The 18050-nt window shown below is 68.8% G+C and carries 15 protein-coding genes and 2 rRNA genes; 11 read left to right on the top strand and 6 right to left on the bottom strand.

Translation table 11 applies throughout. The annotated features are described in order from the left end of the window. Window positions 1–78: 78 nt before the first annotated feature. The 3 genes from ACN269_RS18770 to ACN269_RS18760 all read left to right on the top strand — a co-directional run bounded on the left by ACN269_RS18770 (window position 79) and on the right by ACN269_RS18760 (window position 3933). A 23S ribosomal RNA gene (locus tag ACN269_RS18770) occupies window positions 79–3187 on the top strand. An 85-nt stretch (window positions 3188–3272) separates the two neighbouring features. Next, window positions 3273–3389 (top strand): 5S ribosomal RNA (gene rrf / locus ACN269_RS18765). Window positions 3390–3678: 289 nt separating this feature from the next. Further along, a complete protein-coding gene (locus tag ACN269_RS18760; RefSeq protein ID WP_421473653.1) occupies window positions 3679–3933 on the top strand; it encodes a hypothetical protein in 255 nt (84 codons plus the stop codon). Here the strand turns inward: ACN269_RS18760 and ACN269_RS18755 are convergent. Continuing rightward, window positions 3906–5741: a VanW family protein gene (locus ACN269_RS18755; protein WP_421473652.1), complete on the bottom strand. Its 1836-nt coding sequence runs from the start codon at window positions 5739–5741 to the stop codon at window positions 3906–3908. The genes ACN269_RS18760 and ACN269_RS18755 overlap by 28 nt on opposite strands. A gap of 181 nt (window positions 5742–5922) precedes the next feature. On the opposite strand from ACN269_RS18755, the gene nudC reads away from it, so the two are divergent. From nudC to ACN269_RS18740, 3 genes are all read left to right on the top strand, one after another. Next, window positions 5923–6843 carry an NAD(+) diphosphatase gene (gene nudC / locus ACN269_RS18750; protein WP_421473651.1) on the top strand — a complete coding sequence of 307 codons (921 nt, stop codon included), beginning with the start codon at window positions 5923–5925 and terminating at the stop codon, window positions 6841–6843. A 435-nt stretch (window positions 6844–7278) separates the two neighbouring features. Continuing rightward, a complete protein-coding gene (locus ACN269_RS18745; RefSeq protein WP_421476418.1) occupies window positions 7279–7830 on the top strand; it encodes a DUF6230 family protein in 552 nt (183 codons plus the stop codon). Window positions 7831–7910: 80 nt separating this feature from the next. Beyond that, a complete protein-coding gene (locus tag ACN269_RS18740; protein WP_421473650.1) occupies window positions 7911–9482 on the top strand; it encodes a DUF6114 domain-containing protein in 1572 nt (523 codons plus the stop codon). Window positions 9483–9551: 69 nt separating this feature from the next. On the opposite strand, the gene ACN269_RS18735 is transcribed toward ACN269_RS18740, so the two are convergent. Continuing rightward, entirely contained in the window at window positions 9552–11222 is a 1671-nt protein-coding gene (locus ACN269_RS18735) for a DUF885 domain-containing protein (RefSeq protein ID WP_421473649.1), read from the bottom strand. 107 nt (window positions 11223–11329) lie between these two features. Between ACN269_RS18735 and ACN269_RS18730 the strand changes: the two genes are divergently transcribed. Beyond that, window positions 11330–12310, top strand: coding sequence for a DMT family transporter (locus ACN269_RS18730; RefSeq protein ID WP_421473648.1), 981 nt, complete (start codon window positions 11330–11332; stop codon window positions 12308–12310). Window positions 12311–12365: 55 nt separating this feature from the next. On the opposite strand, the gene ACN269_RS18725 is transcribed toward ACN269_RS18730, so the two are convergent. Together ACN269_RS18725 and ACN269_RS18720 are read right to left on the bottom strand one after the other, a co-directional pair. Continuing rightward, window positions 12366–13436: a PHP domain-containing protein gene (locus tag ACN269_RS18725; RefSeq protein ID WP_421473647.1), complete on the bottom strand. Its 1071-nt coding sequence runs from the start codon at window positions 13434–13436 to the stop codon at window positions 12366–12368. 1 nt (window position 13437) lies between these two features. Next, a complete protein-coding gene (locus tag ACN269_RS18720) occupies window positions 13438–14205 on the bottom strand; it encodes a M23 family metallopeptidase (RefSeq protein ID WP_421473646.1) in 768 nt (255 codons plus the stop codon). 61 nt (window positions 14206–14266) lie between these two features. On the opposite strand from ACN269_RS18720, the gene ACN269_RS18715 reads away from it, so the two are divergent. The 4 genes from ACN269_RS18715 to ACN269_RS18700 all read left to right on the top strand — a co-directional run bounded on the left by ACN269_RS18715 (window position 14267) and on the right by ACN269_RS18700 (window position 16159). Further along, complete coding sequence (locus ACN269_RS18715) at window positions 14267–14650, top strand: hypothetical protein (protein WP_421473645.1); 384 nt, start codon at window positions 14267–14269, stop codon at window positions 14648–14650. Between the two features lie 112 nt (window positions 14651–14762). Next, a complete protein-coding gene (locus ACN269_RS18710; protein WP_167626078.1) occupies window positions 14763–14930 on the top strand; it encodes a hypothetical protein in 168 nt (55 codons plus the stop codon). Window positions 14931–15048: 118 nt separating this feature from the next. After that, a complete protein-coding gene (locus ACN269_RS18705) occupies window positions 15049–15576 on the top strand; it encodes a tRNA adenosine deaminase-associated protein (RefSeq protein ID WP_421473644.1) in 528 nt (175 codons plus the stop codon). 34 nt (window positions 15577–15610) lie between these two features. Next, window positions 15611–16159 (top strand): nucleoside deaminase, encoded by a 549-nt coding sequence (locus tag ACN269_RS18700; protein ID WP_421476416.1) that lies wholly within the window; start codon window positions 15611–15613, stop codon window positions 16157–16159. A gap of 24 nt (window positions 16160–16183) precedes the next feature. On the opposite strand, the gene ACN269_RS18695 is transcribed toward ACN269_RS18700, so the two are convergent. Next, complete coding sequence (locus ACN269_RS18695; RefSeq protein ID WP_421473643.1) at window positions 16184–17338, bottom strand: sensor histidine kinase; 1155 nt, start codon at window positions 17336–17338, stop codon at window positions 16184–16186. Further along, a complete protein-coding gene (locus tag ACN269_RS18690; RefSeq protein ID WP_421473642.1) occupies window positions 17335–17991 on the bottom strand; it encodes a response regulator transcription factor in 657 nt (218 codons plus the stop codon). The genes ACN269_RS18695 and ACN269_RS18690 overlap by 4 nt, the downstream gene beginning before the upstream one ends. Window positions 17992–18050: the final 59 nt, after the last annotated feature.

Below are 18050 nucleotides of genomic sequence, written 5' to 3'. Positions count from 1 at the left end.
TCCGGGTTTGGTGTGGGGCTTGTGGGTTGTGGGTTGGTTGTTTGTTGAGAATTGCACAGTGGACGCGAGCATCTTTGTGGTCAAGTTGTCAAGGGCGAACGGTGGATGCCTTGGCACCAGGAGCCGATGAAGGACGTGGGAGGCCGCGATAGGCCTGGGGGAGCTGTCAACCGAGCTGTGATCCCAGGGTGTCCGAATGGGGAAACCTGGCACCAGTCATGTGGTGTCACCCACACCTGAACACATAGGGTGTGTGGAGGGAACGCGGGGAAGTGAAACATCTCAGTACCCGTAGGAAGAGAAAACAAATAGTGATTCCGTGAGTAGTGGCGAGCGAAAGCGGATTGAGGCTAAACCGGCTGCGTGTGATACCTGTCAGGGGTTGCGTGGTCGGGGTTGTGGGACCCTGCTGAGTGTGCTGACACGCACTCGAGAAGTTACAAAGCCAGTGGCTAGCCGAATGGTGTGGAAAAGCCAACCGTAGGCGGTGATAGTCCGGTAGGTGAAAGTTGCTGGTCTTCTGTGGGTGTTCCCGAGTAGCGGCGGACCCCTGAAATCTGCCGTGAATCTGCCAGGACCACCTGGTAAGCCTAAATACTTCCTGGTGACCGATAGCGGACGAGTACCGTGAGGGAATGGTGAAAAGTACCCCGGGAGGGGAGTGAAATAGTACCTGAAACCGTTCGCCTACAATCCGTCGGAGCCTTGCGGGGTGACGGCGTGCCTTTTGAAGAATGAGCCTGCGAGTTAGTGGCATGTGGCGAGGTTAACCCGTGTGGGGGAGCCGTAGCGAAAGCGAGTCTGAATAGGGCGTTTTTAGTCGCATGCTCTAGACCCGAAGCGGAGTGATCTAGCCATGGGCAGGCTGAAGCGCGGGTAAGACCGCGTGGAGGGCCGAACCCACCAACGTTGAAAAGTTGGGGGATGACCTGTGGTTAGGGGTGAAAGGCCAATCAAACTCCGTGATAGCTGGTTCTCCCCGAAATGCATTTAGGTGCAGCGTCGCGTGTTTCTTGCCGGAGGTAGAGCACTGGATGGTCTAGGGGGCCCACAAGCTTACCGAAATCAGCCAAACTCCGAATGCCGGTAAGTGAGAGCGCGGCAGTGAGACTGCGGGGGATAAGCTTCGTAGTCGAGAGGGAAACAGCCCAGATCACCAGCTAAGGCCCCTAAGCGTGTGCTAAGTGGAAAAGGATGTGGGGTCGCATAGACAACCAGGAGGTTGGCTTAGAAGCAGCCACCCTTTAAAGAGTGCGTAATAGCTCACTGGTCAAGTGGTTCCGCGCCGACAATGTAGCGGGGCTCAAGCACACCGCCGAAGCTGTGGCATTCACATTTTTACCCCGCGTGCCCTTGATGGTGCGTGCAGGTGTGTGGATGGGTAGGGGAGCGTCGTGCCGGGGGTGAAGCAGCGGGGTGACCCAGTTGTGGACGCGGCACGAGTGAGAATGCAGGCATGAGTAGCGAAAGAAGGGTGAGAAACCCTTCCGCCGGATGACCAAGGGTTCCAGGGCCAGGCTAATCCGCCCTGGGTGAGTCGGGACCTAAGGCGAGGCCGAGAGGCGTAGTCGATGGACAACGGGTTGATATTCCCGTACCCGCGAAAGAGCGTCCCTGATGAACCTCGTTGTGCTAACCACCCGAACTGGCTGATGTCTTCGGACGGATGTTGGGGAGCGTGGGAACCTGGCGGGTAGTAGTCAAGCGATGGGGTGACGCAGGAAGGTAGCTGAGCCCGGCCGGTGGTTGTGCCGGGGTAAGCGTGTAGGCCGTGTCGTAGGCAAATCCGCGACGCATGAGGGCTGAGACGTGATGCCGAGCCGATTCAGGTGAAGTCAGTGATCCTATGCTGCCGAGAAAAGCCTCTAGCGAGTTCTTAGCGGCCCGTACCCCAAACCGACACAGGTGGTCAGGTAGAGAATACCGAGGCGATCGGGCGAACTGTGGTTAAGGAACTCGGCAAATTGCCCCCGTAACTTAGGGAGAAGGGGGGCCGGAGACGTGAAGCCCCGCGCGGGTGGAGCGTTGTATGGCCGCAGAGAGCAGGGGGAAGCGACTGTTTACTAAAAACACAGGTCCATGCGAAGAAGTAATTCGATGTATATGGACTGACGCCTGCCCGGTGCTGGAACGTTAAGGGGACCTGTTAGCTCTTCGGGGCGAAGCGGAGAACTTAAGCGCCAGTAAACGGCGGTGGTAACTATAACCATCCTAAGGTAGCGAAATTCCTTGTCGGGTAAGTTCCGACCTGCACGAATGGCGTAACGACTTCCCCACTGTCTCAACCACAGGCCCGGCGAAATTGCAGTACGAGTAAAGATGCTCGTTACGCGCGGCAGGACGGAAAGACCCCGGGACCTTTACTATAGCTTGACATTGGTACTTGAGTTAGCTTGTGTAGGATAGGTGGGAGCCGGTGAAGCTCATACGCCAGTATGGGTGGAGGCAATCTTGAAATACCACTCTGGTTGATTTGGGTATCTAACTTCGGACCGTTATCCGGTTCAGGGACAGTGTCTGGTGGGTAGTTTAACTGGGGCGGTTGCCTCCTAAAGGGTAACGGAGGCGCCCAAAGGTTCCCTCAGCCTGGTTGGCAATCAGGTGTTGAGTGCAAGTACACAAGGGAGCTTGACTGTGAGACTGACAGGTCGAGCAGGGACGAAAGTCGGGACTAGTGATCCGGCACTTGCGAGTGGAAGCGGTGTCGCTCAACGGATAAAAGGTACCCCGGGGATAACAGGCTGATCTTCCCCAAGAGTCCATATCGACGGGATGGTTTGGCACCTCGATGTCGGCTCGTCGCATCCTGGGGCTGTAGCAGGTCCCAAGGGTTGGGCTGTTCGCCCATTAAAGCGGTACGCGAGCTGGGTTTAGAACGTCGTGAGACAGTTCGGTCCCTATCCGCCGTGCGCGTAGGATACTTGAGAAGGGCTGTCCCTAGTACGAGAGGACCGGGACGGACGAACCTCTGGTGTGCCAGTTGTCCCGCCAGGGGCACGGCTGGTTAGCTACGTTCGGAAGGGATAACCGCTGAAAGCATCTAAGCGGGAAGCCTGCTTCAAGATGAGGTATCCCACCCACTTTGTGGGGTAAGGCCCCCAGCTAGACGACTGGGTTGATAGGCCGGAAATGTAAGCCCGGTAACGGGTTCAGTTGACCGGTACTAATAGGCCGAGGACTTGACTACTAAGCTGCTACGCGTCCACTGTGCAACTCTGAACAAACACCCACCCGTGAGTGTTGTGCCGGGTTGGTTGATATGTTCATAGAGTTACGGCGGTCATGGCGGAGGGGAAACGCCCGGTTACATTCCGAACCCGGAAGCTAAGCCCTCCAGCGCCGATGGTACTGCACTCGTGAGGGTGTGGGAGAGTAGGACACCGCCGGACAATCTTCCAGTTAAGGCCACCCCCGATGGGGGTGGCCTTTTCTGCATTCCGGCCCGAACCCCGCGGGCCCTTCGGCCCCCGCCGGTCCCATGCCCGGGTCCGCGCGCCTCGCACTGCGTGATCTGCGCGGTGATCATGAAGTTATTGCCGTGACACGCCGATGGCGGTGGCAATAACTTCATGATCACCGCGGCGAGGCGGCGAGGCGGCGAGGCGGAGAGGCGGCGAGGCGCGGCGGGTCGTGCGGGTGGGTGGAGGCGGGGCGAGGTCGGGGCTTAGGGTCGGGCCCGTGGGGGACCTGCTGATTCTTCTCGTCTTTGGCTGTTGCGTGGCTGCCGTGTTGGCCGCGCTGTGGTGGCTCGGCGTGCGTGGTCGTCGCCGCGGTGTGGGTGGCGAGGTCATGGGGCCGTTCGAGGAGATGTGGCATCCGGCCGCGACGCGCTACCGCGCCGAGGTCCGCGTACAGGAGCAGCGGATGACGCCGAGACCGTCTGCCGACGACACCGACGGGCGGGCTCAGGAGGGCTTCGGGCCGCAGACGTAGCGCGGCTCGGCGTCGTAGCGCCAGCTGAACTTCTCCCGCTTGACCACCACGCCGCCCTTCTTGATGACCCGGAAGGCGTCCTGGGTGAAACCGTTGATGCCGTTGCTGGGAATGCACTTCGGGCCGGGCTCGAGGTGGATCAGCTTCGGCGTGGTGATGTTGCGGCGTGGGCCGTACTCCGTCTCGACGCTGTCGTAGATCTTCGTGCTCCAGATGGAGACGGTCACCGAGCTCGACGTGTACGACGTGTCGATGAGCAGGCCGTACTCGGTGTTGTTGCGGAACTTCATGTCCAGGTTCGGCCAGAAGATGGTCGACTCGATGACGGCCGGGTACCTGTCGAACCAGTACGAGTGGGGTTTGTGCTCCACGTCCTGGAGGCCGGCGTAGTAGGCGGCGTTGAACAGGGTCGTCGTGAACTGCGACGTGCCACCCCCGACACCGGGCACCAGCTTGCCGTCCAGGATGACCGGCGCGTCCTGGTAGCCCTGCGCGTAACCCCGCTCGCCGGTGTGCCCGTTGAGGGAGAACGTCTTGCCCGGCAGCACGACCGTGCCGTCCACCTTCCTGGCGATGGTGGCGATGTTCTGGCTGCGCGGCGACGCCATCCCGCCGGTGAAGCGGGTGGTGAAGGTGGACACCCGTTCCTTGATGCCCAGACCCCCCAGCTTCTCCGTCGTCAGCTCCGGCGGCGTCTCCTTCAGCTCTCCGGTCACCTCGCGCCCGTCGGACTTCGGCAGCACCGCCAACAGGTCACGGTTCAGCGCAGCGGCATCGAGCTGCTGCCCGGCACGCCCGTCGGTGACCGTGGGACGGCCGCCGGCGATGGTCATCGTGGCGTCCTTCGGCGGCACCTCTATCGCGTTCAGCTTGTCGCCGAGGGCTGCCCGCAGTCGTTTGACGTCCACCGCCGGAGTGAGCTTGCCGGCCTTGTCGGCGGTGAACCGCAGGCTCCTCGCGATGACCGCCGGTGGCACCTGCACCGAACCCCGGTCGGTGCGCAGGGTGACCGGCGCGGCCACGGCCGGTTTGGCGAGTTCGGCTACCAGCCGGTCCACCTCCTCGGTGGTGGTCGCCGGCTGGCTCTCCACCAGGGGCACGGTGACCGGCGTGCCGGCCAGCCAGCCGACCCGGACGGCGTCGACCGAGCGCTGCTGGTCGAAGGCGAGGCCGGGCTTGGGGCGTACGACCTTGGGTGTGGTGCCCTGATAGGAGATGGCCGGCATCGTCATGGGGCGGATCTGGCCGCCGAGCGCCGCGCGCAGGGCCGCGTCCAGGCGGGCCGCGTCGACGGTGACGACCGGTTCGACGGTACGGGAACCGACCAGCCGACTGACCGGGTGCGCTTGGGCTTCGGCCGCTGCCGCAACCGTGGCCGCCACGTCGACCGCCAGTCCCACGTCGGCCGGATTGATCTCGGCGGTGCGCTCGCCCACCGTGATCCGCAGGGGCGCGGCGAGGGCTGCGGCCCGCCGTTCCAGCTCTGCCCGCAACTCCCGGTCGGCCGCGTCGCGGCTCCGACCGCCCAGCTCGGTGCCGAGCACGCTGGTGCCCCGGGGCACGTCACCGGCGTACGCCCAGGCGCCGGCACCCGCGACGGCGGCGAGGACGCCGCCGGTGATGCCCGCGCCGAGCAGCATCCGTACGCGGCGTGGACGGCGGCCGCCGTTGTCCGGCTCGCCCGAGGCCGTGGCCGTTGCCGCTGCTGGTGTGGCGACGTCCGGCTCGTCGTCCGGCCAGGTGACCGCCGTAACCTGCACGGTGGGCCGGTCGTCGACGGGTGGATGTTTGTCGCCGTACAGCGTCACTGCAACCTCGATCGCCAGGTGCCGCGGGAGGTTCCCCCTCCCGGAGGACACCACGGTAACCAATGCCCGACCGTCCACGTGGGCTGTGCCCGTCCGGTGCTGTCACCGCGTGTCGTCCGGTGTGTCGCGGGGGCGTGGGGGCGGTGCCCGCGCCGGGGGACGGGCGTGGGACGGTGGCGTGGTGGACGCTGCGGAGCGGGTGTTGGCGTACGGCGGCGGTTGGTTGGACCGGGCCGGCGCGTTACGGACCGACCAGGCCCGGCTGGACGCGTTGCTCGCCGACCCGGCGACGGTGGTGTTACCCCTGTGGCGGGACCGTTGTCTCGTCGATGGAGACGGTCCGGTCCGGCTGACGGCCGACCGCGCGTCGCTCGTCCGGTCGGCCGCCGCGGAGACCGTGTTCCTGGGCCTCGACGGGAACGTCGCGGTGTTCGCCGTGGACCTGTCCGCGCTCGCTGAGACCGCTGCGGTCGAGATGGCGGGGGCGGCGCGGGCCGTCGACGTACGGGCGCTGGTCGGGCGACTCGACCCGGCGGGCGCGGCGACCCAGGCGTACGCGCGGGGGTTGCTGCACTGGCACCGGCAGCAGCGGCACTGCGGCGCGTGCGGCGCGGTGGCCGTCGCCGGTGGCGGTGGCCACGTGCGGACCTGTTCCGGCGCGGAGTGTGGGCGGTTGCTGTTCCCCCGCATCGAACCGGCGATCATCGTGCTGGTCGAGGCGCCCGGCTCGGCCGGGCGTTGCCTGCTGGCCCGGCACGCGGGTGCGGCCGAGGACTCCTACTCGACGCTTGCGGGCTTCGTGGAGGTGGGCGAGAGCCTGGAGGACGCGGTCCGCCGGGAGATGGCCGAGGAGGCCGGGATCACCGTTGCCGACGTGAGGTACCAGGGGTCGCAGGCGTGGCCGTTCCCCGCCGGGTTGATGGTGGGTTTCCGGGCCACGGCGACGTCCGAAGAGGTACGCGTGGACGGCGAGGAGTTGCTGGAGGCGCGCTGGTTCACCCGGGACGAGTTGCGGGCGCGGGTTGCGGCAGGTCGCCGGCTCGGCCGGGTGGACTCGATAGATCACCGGCTGCTGAACGACTGGCTGGCCGGAACGCGCTGAGACAGCTCAGCCGTATGGATGAACCCAACATCACCTTCAGCGGCTTTTCAGCCCGGCGTTACGTAAATGTAACAATGCTGTGCAGCAACTACTGCTGGTGAAGATTCTGGAATCACTCGCCCCAATTTCGATGGTTTGTAGGGGGAGCGAGTCAACGCTCACCTGACTCACGGTGACGGCCGGGGATCGTGGTGGCGAGCGTGGGTTACCGGCCAGTAGCAGGGCCCTTGTGAGGTACGTCGCTTCGCGAGAGCATCCAATCCGCACCCTGCGCGATCCGCCGACCATCCCCCGGGAGCGGGCCGCAGCGGCCACGCGCTTTCCCCAGTCCCGAGTCGCTGTGGCGATCGGTGACCCCCGGTTCGAGGAGGACCCGTGAAGGATTCGGAAACCCGTCAGGCCCACGGCGGCACCCGCTGGCGTCGCTTCGCCGCCATGATGGTTCCCGCTGCGGTCGCCGCCGGCGGCATCGTCTTCGGTATGGCCAACGGCGCCATCGCCGCCAACATCACCGTCGCCGGCAAGCCGTTCAAGATCTCCGCCTCTGAGCTCGACGGGAAGGGCTTCAAGCAGTACGGCGGTGTGGTGACCACCAAGGACGGCAAGATCGTCCCGGTGGCGATGTCGGAGATCGGCGAGGCTCACCTGACCAAGCTGTGCCAGTCCGTTGACGCGTCCGTGCCCGGTCTGCCCAAGATCGTGCTGACCATCAACGCCGGTGACGCCCCCGGCAAGGAGGCGGTGGCCAAGAACCTGCTGATCGCGATGGAGTCGCTGGACGGTGACGCCGAGTTCACCGACATCAACATCGGTAAGGATGCCAGTGACCTCGGACCCGCTCCGGCCGGCTCGTTCGGTCAGGACGCCACCCACGTGAACATCAAGGACCTCGAGCAGGTTGCCCGCTACACCACCGCCGGCACCTTCACGCTCACCGGCCTGAAGTTGAAGGTCAACGTCGGCGCTGAGGCGAAGGAATGCTTCTGAGCTGACGCCACCGAGGCTCGCGAGGGGCGCCCCTCGCGAGCCTCGGTCCTGCCCACCCCTTTCACCCCAGGAGGACGTACGTGTCGACCGCCACTCATCGCGCACAGCCCGGCCGTGTCGGTCGGGCCTGGCGCGATTTCCGCCGCTGGCGGCGGTCCCGGCCATTCTGGGGCGGCCTCTTCACCATCCTGGCCGGAGTGGAGATCCTCGGCACCACCAAGGTCAGCCTGGCCGGACTGACCCTGCAGATGGGACCGACCGGTTTCCTGTCCTGGTTGATCCCCACCATCCTGGTCACCTGCGGCCTGTTGATGTGGCTCAGCCCCGCGCAGCGGATCTTCTACGCCATCGTCGGCGCGGTGACCGCGGTCTACTCGCTGATCGGAGTCAACCTCGGCGGGTTCTTCATCGGCATGTTGCTGGGCATGGTCGGTAGCGCGCTCGGCTTCGCCTGGGTGCCCGTCAAGAAGCCCGCGGCGGCGCCCCCTGCCGCCGGGGAGCCGGACGACGAGCAGGCCGAGGAGGGCGACGCGGCCGACGAAGCGCCGCTCGTCGACGAGCTACTGCCGGCGCGGGAAGTCCAGGACGAGGTCACCGGGCCGCTCACCGACATCCTCCCGCAGCCGCGCGGAGTGCTGCGCGAGCCGGCGCCGAACCAGCAGACGGACGCGCGCGACACCGCCGAGTTACCGCCCGTCGGGGAGCCGGGAACGTCGCAGACCCGGTCGACGATGGCCCACGACCCGAAGACGTACGTGGTGACGTTGCTGCTGATGAGCCTCGCCAGTGCCGGTCTGACGACGGTCGACGGGGCGTCGCCGGTGCGAGCGGCCGCCCCCTCCTGCCCAACCCCGACATCGTCGGCCCGGCCCACCACGCCGCCCACCTCCCCGCCCAGCGCGAGCCCGAGTCCGAGCCCCAGCGCCACGACGGAGAAGTCGGACGGAAATCTGATCAGCAGCATCGTCGACGGGATCGGTGACCTGTTCACCGGCGGCGACGACGACAAGACGGATTCCTCGGACCGGGCCGCCGCCACGGTCGAGCCCACCAGCGGCGCCGCGTCGGCCACCCCGAGCGCCGACCCCACGCGTAGCGCCACACCCGACTCCACCCGGACGGCGACCCCCACCCGCGCCCCCGACGCTCCGTGTGCCAGCCCGAAGCCGACCAAGTCGGCGCCCGTCGAGCCCGGCAAGCCACTGCCGAAACTGGCGGCGGACCCGGACATGCCCAAGGTCGCCGCCACCCCGGCGAAACTCACCGGCTCCAAGGTGGAGATGACGAACCTGCGGTTTCGCGGGGTTGAGCCGTTGCGCACCGCCAAGGGCGAGATGCGGGCGCTGAAGTTCACCATGAGCAGGGCGGTGACCAGCGACTTCGCGTTGCTGGTGGCGGGGCCGTCGGGCGGCTCGCTGCTGACCGAGACCGACCAGCTGACGATCGACGGTGACGTGACCTTCTACGCGACCCGGTTCGTCGGCCGGTTCCTGGGCATCAAGGTCACCCTGACTCCGGACCTGCCCTTCCCCGACGGCATCCCGGTCACCTCGCCGCTGCCGCTCACCTTCACCGACCCGCAGATCGACCTGGCCTTCATCTCCTGTGACACGTTGACGGGCCGCCCCAGCCTCACGCAGTCGCTGCAGTGATCGCCCGTGGGACGACGTCCGGACCCGGACGCCGTCCCACGGGCCGAATAGCGCCCCGACCTGTTCCGGTCAGAGTCGGGCCAGCGCCTTGCGCAGCGGGTCGAGGCCCAGCGCGCCCAGATCCAACGCCTGCCGGTGGAACTCCCGCAGGTCGAAGTCGGCGCCCTTACGAGCCATCGCGTCCTCGCGAGCCTGCAACCAGATCCGCTCACCCACCTTGTACGACGGCGCCTGGCCCGGCCAGCCCAGGTAGCGGTTCAGCTCGAAGCGCAGGTTCTCGTCCGGCACCCGGCAGTGCGCCCGCATGAACTCCCAACCCAGCTCGGGCGTCCACCGCTCGCCCGGGTGGAAGCCGAACGGGTTGTCCCTCGGGATCTCCAGCTCCAGGTGCATGCCGATGTCGACGATCACCCGCGCGGCGCGCATCGCCTGGCCGTCGAGCATGCCCAGCTTGTCGCCCGGGTCCTGGAGGTAGCCCAGCTCGTCCATCAGCCGCTCGGCGTAGAGCGCCCAGCCCTCACCGTGCCCCGAGACCCAGCAGAGCAGCCGCTGCCAGCGGTTGAGCAGGTCGGCCCGGACGGCGGTCTGGGCCACCTGAAGGTGATGCCCCGGCACGCCCTCGTGGTAGACCGTCGTCACCTCACGCCAGGTGGAGAAGTCGGTGATGCCCTGCGGCACCGCCCACCACATCCGACCCGGGCGCGAGAAGTCCTCGCTCGGTCCGGTGTAGTAGATGGCCCCGTCGCTGGTGGGCGCGAGGCAGCACTCGATCCGGCGAACCTGCTCCGGGATGTCGAAGTGGGTGCCATGCAACTCGGCGATGGCCTTGTCAGCGAGCGCCTGCATCCAGTCGCGGAACGCCTCCTTGCCCTGGATCGTGCGCGCCGGGTCGGCGTCGAGCCGCGCCACGGCCTCGTCGACCGTCGCGCCCGAACCCGCGATACGCCCGGCCACGACCCGCATCTCCGCCTCCAGGCGGGCCAGCTCCGCGAAACCCCAGGCGTACGTCTCGTCCAGGTCGATCTTCGCGCCGAGGAAGTACTGCGAGGCGAGCTCGTAGCGCTCCCGGCCGGCGGCCTGCTTGTCGCGCCCGTGCGGAGCCAGTTCGGCCCGCAGGAACTGGCCGAACTCGGCGGTCGCCGCGGTGGCCGCCGCCGCACCCCTGCGCAGCTCGGCACCGAGCGTGCCGTCCGCGCCCAGCCGCTCGACCAGAGCGTGGTAGAAGTTGTCCCCGGCCGGGTCGGTCCAGATGTCGCACTGCTTGGCCACCTCGACGAGCTGCACCTTCGAGCTGACCTGCCCGTTGGCGAGCGCCTCACGGAGCGTGGTCTTGTAGCCCTCCAGCGCCCCGGCGAGGCCGTTGAGCCGGGTGGCGATGTTGGCCTGCTCGTCGGCCGTCGCCATCGGCATCAGGTCGAACACCATGCGGATCTCGTGCAGACCGCTGGTGATCACGCTGACTTCGCTCGTCGTCTCGCCGGCCTCGTAACGGGCCACATCCAGACCGAGTCTCTCCTGCATGGCTTCCTTGGCGGTGCGCTCCGCCTCGGTGTCCGGCTCGGACGTCTCCAGCTCGGTGAGCGCCTCGCGGGTCAGGTCGGCGCGCGCCCGGTATCCGTCCGGTGAGAGGTCGTCGAGCTTGTTGTCGTAGCCGGCGATGCCGACGTAGGTCGCGCCGGTCGGGCTCAACTGCGCCCACTTGTCCACGTAGCGGTTGGCGATTTCATCAATTCGTCCCACGCTGCGACACTACGTGACCACCCGGCCCGGATGTCGATGTCAATTGTCGTGTCCAAGCAGCGGAAAGTCGGACGACTTCGTCGTACCCCTACGGCAGAGTGTCAGGGGTGAACACCGACATCGCTCCTGACAGGGCCCCGCTGCGCACCTGGTTGCCGGGCTTCTTCGCCCTCGCCGCGATCTGGGGCTCCAGCTTCCTGTTCATCAAGGTCGGCGTGGCCGAGCTGCACCCACTACAGCTGACCCTCTACCGCGTCGGCGCCGGCGCGCTGACCCTGCTGGTCGTCCTCGCGGTGCTCCGCGACCGGCTACCCCGCGAGCCCCGGGTGTGGGCGCACCTGGCCGTCATCGCCGCGTTCGGCGTGGCCGTGCCGTTCACCCTCTTCGGTTACGGCGAGCAACGTGTCGAGTCGATGCTCGCCGGCATCTGGAACGCGACGACGCCGTTGATCGTGCTGCCGCTCGCGGTGCTGGTGTTCCGGACCGAGCGGTTGACCGTACGCCGGGCGATCGGCCTCGGGCTGGGCTTCGTCGGCGTACTCGTCGTGCTCGGGGTCTGGGAGGGCATCGGCGGGGCGCACTTCGTCGGGCAGCTGATGTGCTTCGGCGCGGCCGCCTGCTACGGCGTCGCCATCCCGTACCAGAAGCGGTTCGTCGCCGGCAGCACGCACTCCGGGCTGTCCCTGTCCACGGCGCAGCTGCTGCTCGCCGCCGTGCAGCTCGCCATCGTCACCCCGTTCGTCGCGGGCCCGCCGCCGCTGCCCACCGAGCTGTCGGCGAAGGTCGTGGCGAGCGTCCTGGCCCTCGGCGCGCTCGGCACCGGGCTCGCCTTCGTCATCAACATGCGCAACATCCGGCTGGCCGGCGCGAGCACCGCGTCCACCGTCACGTACCTGGTTCCGATCTTCGCGGTGCTGATCGGCGCCGTGGTGCTCGACGAGCGGCTCAACTGGCACCAGCCGGTCGGCGCGCTCATCGTGCTGCTGGGCGTCGCGGTGGCGCAGGGCGTGTTCGGCCGTCGGAGGCCCCGACCGGTCGTCGGCGTGGGTGCGCCCGCGGCGCCCGCCGCCGAGCCCGTCCGGCGTTGACCCGCGCCGGGCCACCGCTCGGACCCGGTCGCAGGGTGCGGGACCGGGCCACCGGTCAGGTCCGGTCCCGAGTCCACTCGACCAGCTGCTCGGCCGACCAGGTGTTGATCACCCGGTCGGCCGGGACGCCGCAACGCGCGGCCCGCTCGCAGCCGAACCGCTGCCAGTCGAGCTGGCCGGGCGCGTGCGCGTCCGTGTCGATCGCGAAGCGACAGCCCGCTTCCAGGGCGCGACGGATCAGCCGCTTCGGCGGGTCCTGCCGCTCCGGCCGGGAGTTGATCTCGACGGCGGTGTCGTGCTCCGCGCAGGCGGCGAAGACGGCGTCCGCGTCGAAGTCGCTCTCCGGGCGGGTCCGGGCCCGGTGCCCCTTGTCACCCGGGCCGGTCACCCCCGGTGGCCGGGACGACACCATCCGGCCGGTGACGTGGCCGAGGATGTCCAGGTTCGGGTTGGCGACCGCCCGCACCATGCGCCGGGTCATCTTCGACCGCTCGTCCTTCAGGCCGCTGTGCACCGAGCCGACAACCACGTCGAGTCGGGCCAGCAACTCCTCGTCCTGGTCGAGCGACCCGTCGGCGAGGATGTCCACCTCGATGCCGGTGAGGATCCGGAAACCCTCCGGCAGCGCCGCGTTGAGCTGCGCCACGTGGTCGAGCTGACGGCGCAGCCGCGCCGCGGTCAGCCCCCGGGCCACGGTCAGTCGCGGCGAGTGGTCGGTCAACACCAGGTACTCGTGACCCAACTCGACCGCGGCCAGCGCCATCTCCTCGATGGGTGAGCCGCCGTCGGACCAGTCCGAGTGGGTGTGGCAGTCGCCCCTCAGGGCGGCGCGCAGCGCCGTGGCCTCGGCATCCAGGTCGCTGCCCTCGGTCGCCACCAGCCGGCGCAGATAGACCGGCTCCTCACCGGCCAGGGACTCCGCCACGCAGCGAGCCGTCACGTCGCCGACGCCGGCCAGCTCGGTGAGGGTGCCGTTGCCGGCCCGTTCGGCCACCTCGCCCGCCGGCAGGCCGGCCAGCGCCGTGGCCGCCGAACGGAACGCCCGCACCCGGTAGGTGGCCTCGTTCGCCCGCTCCAACAGGAACGCGATCCGGCGCAGGTCGGCGATGGGATCCCGGGCGGCCATGTCAGGGAGCCTTCGGGCAGCCGTGTCGACGCTGCCACGCGGTCACCTCGGCGGCCGGTTCGCGATTGCCGCCGCGCCGCCACGAGTCCAGATAGCGCGCCGGCCAGAGCACCCCGCGCCGGATCCACCACCCGTCCTTACCCGTGCACGGCGGCGAGATTCCGAAGTGCACGTGACAGACGTTGTTCGCGTTGCCGGTCCGACCCACCTTGCCGAGCTGCTGCCCGGCACGCACCCGGACCCCCGCCTCGACGCCGGACGAGACGACGCTCAGGTGCGAGCCGTAGTAGCGCACCCCGTCGTCACCGAGCAGCGACACCGACAGCCCGCCGTTGTCCGGGCCCTGCGGCCCGCTCTTGGAGTACCTGTCGACGCGACTCACCTCCAGCACCTTGCCATCGGTCACCGCCACGAACGGCTCACCGCAGTTCGCGAAGAGGTCCGTCGCGGGGTACGCCCCGTGCGTCGGGTGGTAGTCCACGTTGTCGGCGCGTACCGGAAAGACATGCCGGACCCCGGCGCGGGGCGCGCTCGGCGACGGCTTGGCCGACGACGGCGTCGGGCTGGCCGGGCGGGTCGTGGTCGGCGCGACCGTCGGGGCCCCCGGCTGCTCACCGGTCGCCCAGACCGCCGACGACGACGGCGCGGCGACGCCGTCCGGCGGCACCCCGGGCCGGGTCGTCGCGCAGCCGGCGGCCAGCATCGGGGCGAGCAGCAACAGGATCGGGTACGCCGGACGCACGCGGCGACCGATCGTCGGCGAGGGCATTCGGTCATCCTGACAGACCGGTACCGTGGGGACGAGCGACGCGCGTGAGGGAGGGCAGCCGGTGAGCATCGCCCAACCCGACCCGAACCCGGGTGTGACGCGGCCGGTGTCGCGTACCCCGTCGGGGCTCTTTCCGGCCGGACCACCGACCAGGCCGACCTACCGCGAACCGCACCCGGTGACCGGCGGTGGTGTCGCCTCCGGCGGCGGTGCGGCCGCCGCCTGGCTGCTGCTGTTCGGGCTCCTCGGCACCGACGTGATCAGTTATGCGTGGTGGACGGTGGTGGCCGGGCTGCTCGCCTGGGCGACCGCCCTGGTGCTGGTGCGCTACGGCGATCGTGGAGTGGCCACCGGAGTGGCCATCGTGACCGCCGGCGGCTGGAGCATCGCCGCCGCCGTGGTGGCCGTGCGCTGGGCCACCAGCGGTGACTGGCCGCTGTGGTGAGCGAGACCAAACCGGCCCGGATCACGGCGTGGACGACTGCGCCGCGTGCCCGGTCGGCTGCGTAGCGAACGCCGTCTTGACGTGGCCGACGAGACTCGGCACTCTCGGCACTATGGCCTGGACCACCCCGCGGCAGGACCCGGATCGCAACCGCCGCCGCCTCCAGTTGCTCGCCGAGTTGGCGGGCGCACGGGCGGTACGCCAACGCAGCCGGCCGCAGCGACAGCGCACCGAGCGTCTACGCCAACTCATCGCCACCCGCCGTCGGGTAGCTGGCTGATCCCGACTTTGTCAGGTTTGGCCGGCGTCTCGGGGCGTTGACCGGTCGCCTGCCGACCCGACCGGCTAACGTGCACCCTTGACGAGTCGGCGCTGTGCCGAGGGCTTTTGGGGGAACCGTGTCGTACTTCGCTGCGGCCGTGGTGCGTGATGACAGTGGCTGGACCGCCGCCGAGGTCAACCTGCGGGGTGTCGCCGACGTCGACGAGGTCGCCGACCGGCTGCGCGACGTCGACCAGGAAGCCGACACCTCGCTGCTCTTCGTCGAGGCCGACGACGCGTACCTGGTGATCCTGCGTCTCGACGAGGGCGAGGACCTGCGGGTCTTCGGCTCGGACTCGGCGTACGCCGAGGAGTCCCAGCTGGGTCAACTGCTGGTCGGTGACCTGAAGACGTCGGTGACCGGGCTCGACGGCGACGACGAGCCGCGCCCCGCTGCCAGCGGCGACGAGGAGAGCGAGCAGCCCGCCGTCGACCCGGAGGCCGATCCGGTGGGCGACGCCGATCTGCTCGCCAACCTGGGCATCTCCGCGCAGAAGCTGCTGACGCTCTGCGGCCACGAGGGGATGTTGCCGGCGGACGTCACCGCCGAGATCTGCGAGGTGCTCGGCTGCGCCGACGAGGTCGAGGAGTTGCGTGAGGTCTGAGCCGGCCGACGCCACCGACCCCGCACTGGAGTTGATCCGGCCGGGTCAGCCGACGCCCGGCGCGGTGGGCCGAGCCGGACCGGGCGCACACGAGGGCCTGGCCGACCCCGGTGGGGTCGGGCGACGGCAGCGGCACGAGCTGTGGATGCGCCGAGCCCTGGAGGTGGCCGTCACCGACCCGGCTGTTCCCGGCGGTGGCGTCGACGACATCCCCGTGGGCGCGGTGCTCTACGGACCGGACGGCGGCGAGTTGGCGATCGGGCGCAACGAGCGGGAACTGACCGGCGACCCCACCGCCCACGCCGAGGTGCTGGCCCTGCGTCGGGGCGCCGAACGGACCGGCGAGTGGCGGCTGGACGGCTGCACGCTCGTGGTGACGCTGGAGCCGTGCACCATGTGCGCGGGAGCGCTGGTGCTGGCCCGGGTCTCCACCGTCGTCTTCGGCGCGTGGGAGCCCAAGACCGGTGCGGCCGGCTCGCTCTGGGACGTGCTGCGCGACCGCCGGCTCAACCACCGTCCCGAGGTGTACGGCGGTGTGCTGGAAGCCGAGACCGCCGCCGTGCTGCGCGCCTTCTTCCGCTGAGGCTGCCCCTTCTGCGGCTGCGGCTCAGGCCGCCGGCAGGGTGACCGTGACGACCAGGCCACCGCCCGGGCGGGGGTGCGCCTCGGCGGTGCCGCCGTGGGCCCGGGCCACCGCGCGGACGATCGACAGACCCAACCCGAAACCGCGCGTACCGGCCACCCGCTCGCGGGACAGCCGACGGAACGGCTGGAACATCGTCTCGACGTCGTAGCCGGCGATCAGCGGGCCGGTGTTGGTCACCGTGAGGGTGGGCCGCCCGTCGACCACGGCGGTGCGCACCTCGACCCATCCGTCGGCGGCCAGGTTGTGCCGCAACGCGTTCTCCACCAGGTTGAACGTCAGCCGCTCCAACAGCACCGGGTCGCCGTTCGTCGGGGCCGGCGCGAGCGACCGGTGTACGGGCAGGTCGGGCGCCTGCTTGCCGGCCTGGTCGATGACGTGCGCGCAGACCTCCGCCAGGTCGACCGCCGTACGCTCGGTCAGCTCGTTCTCCGAGTCGGCGAGGGTCAGCAACCCGTCGATGAGCCGTTCGTGCCGCTCGTTGACCGCCAGCAGCGACTCGCCCAACCGCCGGGTCTCCTCCGGCGCGTCCGGCCGGGTCACCGCCAACTCCACCAGCGCGCGGTTCAACGCCAACGGCGTACGCAGCTCGTGCGAGGCGTTCGCCACGAACCGGCGCTGCCCGTCGAAGGAACGGTCCAACCGTTCCAGCATCTCGTCGAAGGTGTCGGCGAGTTCGCGTACCTCGTCGCGGGGACCGGCGAGCGCGATCCGCTCGTGCAGCCCGCGACCGGCGGTGTCCGCCCCGGCGATCCGCCGGGCGGTGCCGGTGATCTGCTGTAGCGGCTGCAACGCCCGACCAGCGACCAACCAGCCGAACGCGATCGCCGCCGCCGACACCACGATCAGCGCGATCCCGCCCTGGGTGAGCAGTGACTCCAGCGCGTTGCGCTTCGCCTCGTCCTGCACCTCCTGTATCAAGGCGCGCAGGGTGTCGACGTTCTGCCCGCTGGGCGTGACAGGGCTGGCCTTGGGCAGGTCCCGCAGGCTCACCCCGAACGGCTGGGCCATCCGTTGGTCGACCAGCACGTACGTGACGGCGAGTAGGACCACGCCGGCCAGCAGGAAGAGCCCACCGTAGATGAGGGTGAGGCGGCCCCGGATCGTCAGCCGTTTCATCGGATCCGGTACCCCGCGCCCGGCACCGTCTCGATCACCGGTGGGTCGCCGAGCTTGCGGCGCAGCTTCACCATGGTCACCCGGACCACGTTGGTGAACGGGTCGATGTGCTCGTCCCACGCGCGTTCCAGCAGGTCCTCGGCGGAGACCACCGCGCCGTCGGCGCGCAGCAACTCGGCCAGCACCGCGAACTCCTTGCGGGACAGCGCGACGTGCCGGTCGTCGCGGCGTACCTCGTGCCGGGCCGGGTCGAGCTGGATCCCGGCCCGGCGCAACGTCGGCGGTGCGGCCGGCCGGGCGCGCCGGGTCAACGCGTGCACCCGCGCCGACAACTCCACCAGGGCGAACGGCTTGGTGAGGTAGTCGTCCGCGCCGATCGCCAGGCCCGCCACGCGCTCCCGTACCGCAGCGGCAGCGGTCAGCATCAACACCCGGGTCTCCCCGCCCGCGTCCACGATCGCCCGGCACACGTCGTCGCCGTGCACCACCGGCAGGTCCCGGTCCAGGACCACCACGGCGTACTCGTTGACGCCGAGCCGCTCCAGCGCGGCGTCCCCGTCGTACGCCACGTCGACCGCGAACGACTCGCGGCGCAGCCACTCGGCGATGGCGTCCGCCAGCACGTTCTCGTCCTCGACCACCAGCACTCTCACCCGTCCATGGTCCCCGCCCGCGGGTAACGGCGGCATAACCGTGCACGGTTACGCCCCGG

Source organism: Micromonospora sp. WMMD736 (assembly GCF_049179015.1).
GTDB lineage: Bacteria > Actinomycetota > Actinomycetes > Mycobacteriales > Micromonosporaceae > Micromonospora.
Note: the sequence above shows the minus strand (reverse complement) of the source record. Positions and strands in the feature narration are given on the sequence as shown.

Excerpts from the sequence above, each read along its gene's own strand:
- ACN269_RS18710 (WP_167626078.1), top strand. The coding sequence starts at position 14,763 with ATGGCCTGGACCACCCCGCGGCAGGACCCGGATCGCAACCGCCGCCGC.
- ACN269_RS18695 (WP_421473643.1), bottom strand. The coding sequence starts at position 17,338 with ATGAAACGGCTGACGATCCGGGGCCGCCTCACCCTCATCTACGGTGGG.
- ACN269_RS18725 (WP_421473647.1), bottom strand. The coding sequence starts at position 13,436 with ATGGCCGCCCGGGATCCCATCGCCGACCTGCGCCGGATCGCGTTCCTG.
- ACN269_RS18745 (WP_421476418.1), top strand. The coding sequence starts at position 7,279 with ATGATGGTTCCCGCTGCGGTCGCCGCCGGCGGCATCGTCTTCGGTATG.
- ACN269_RS18720 (WP_421473646.1), bottom strand. The coding sequence starts at position 14,205 with ATGCCCTCGCCGACGATCGGTCGCCGCGTGCGTCCGGCGTACCCGATC.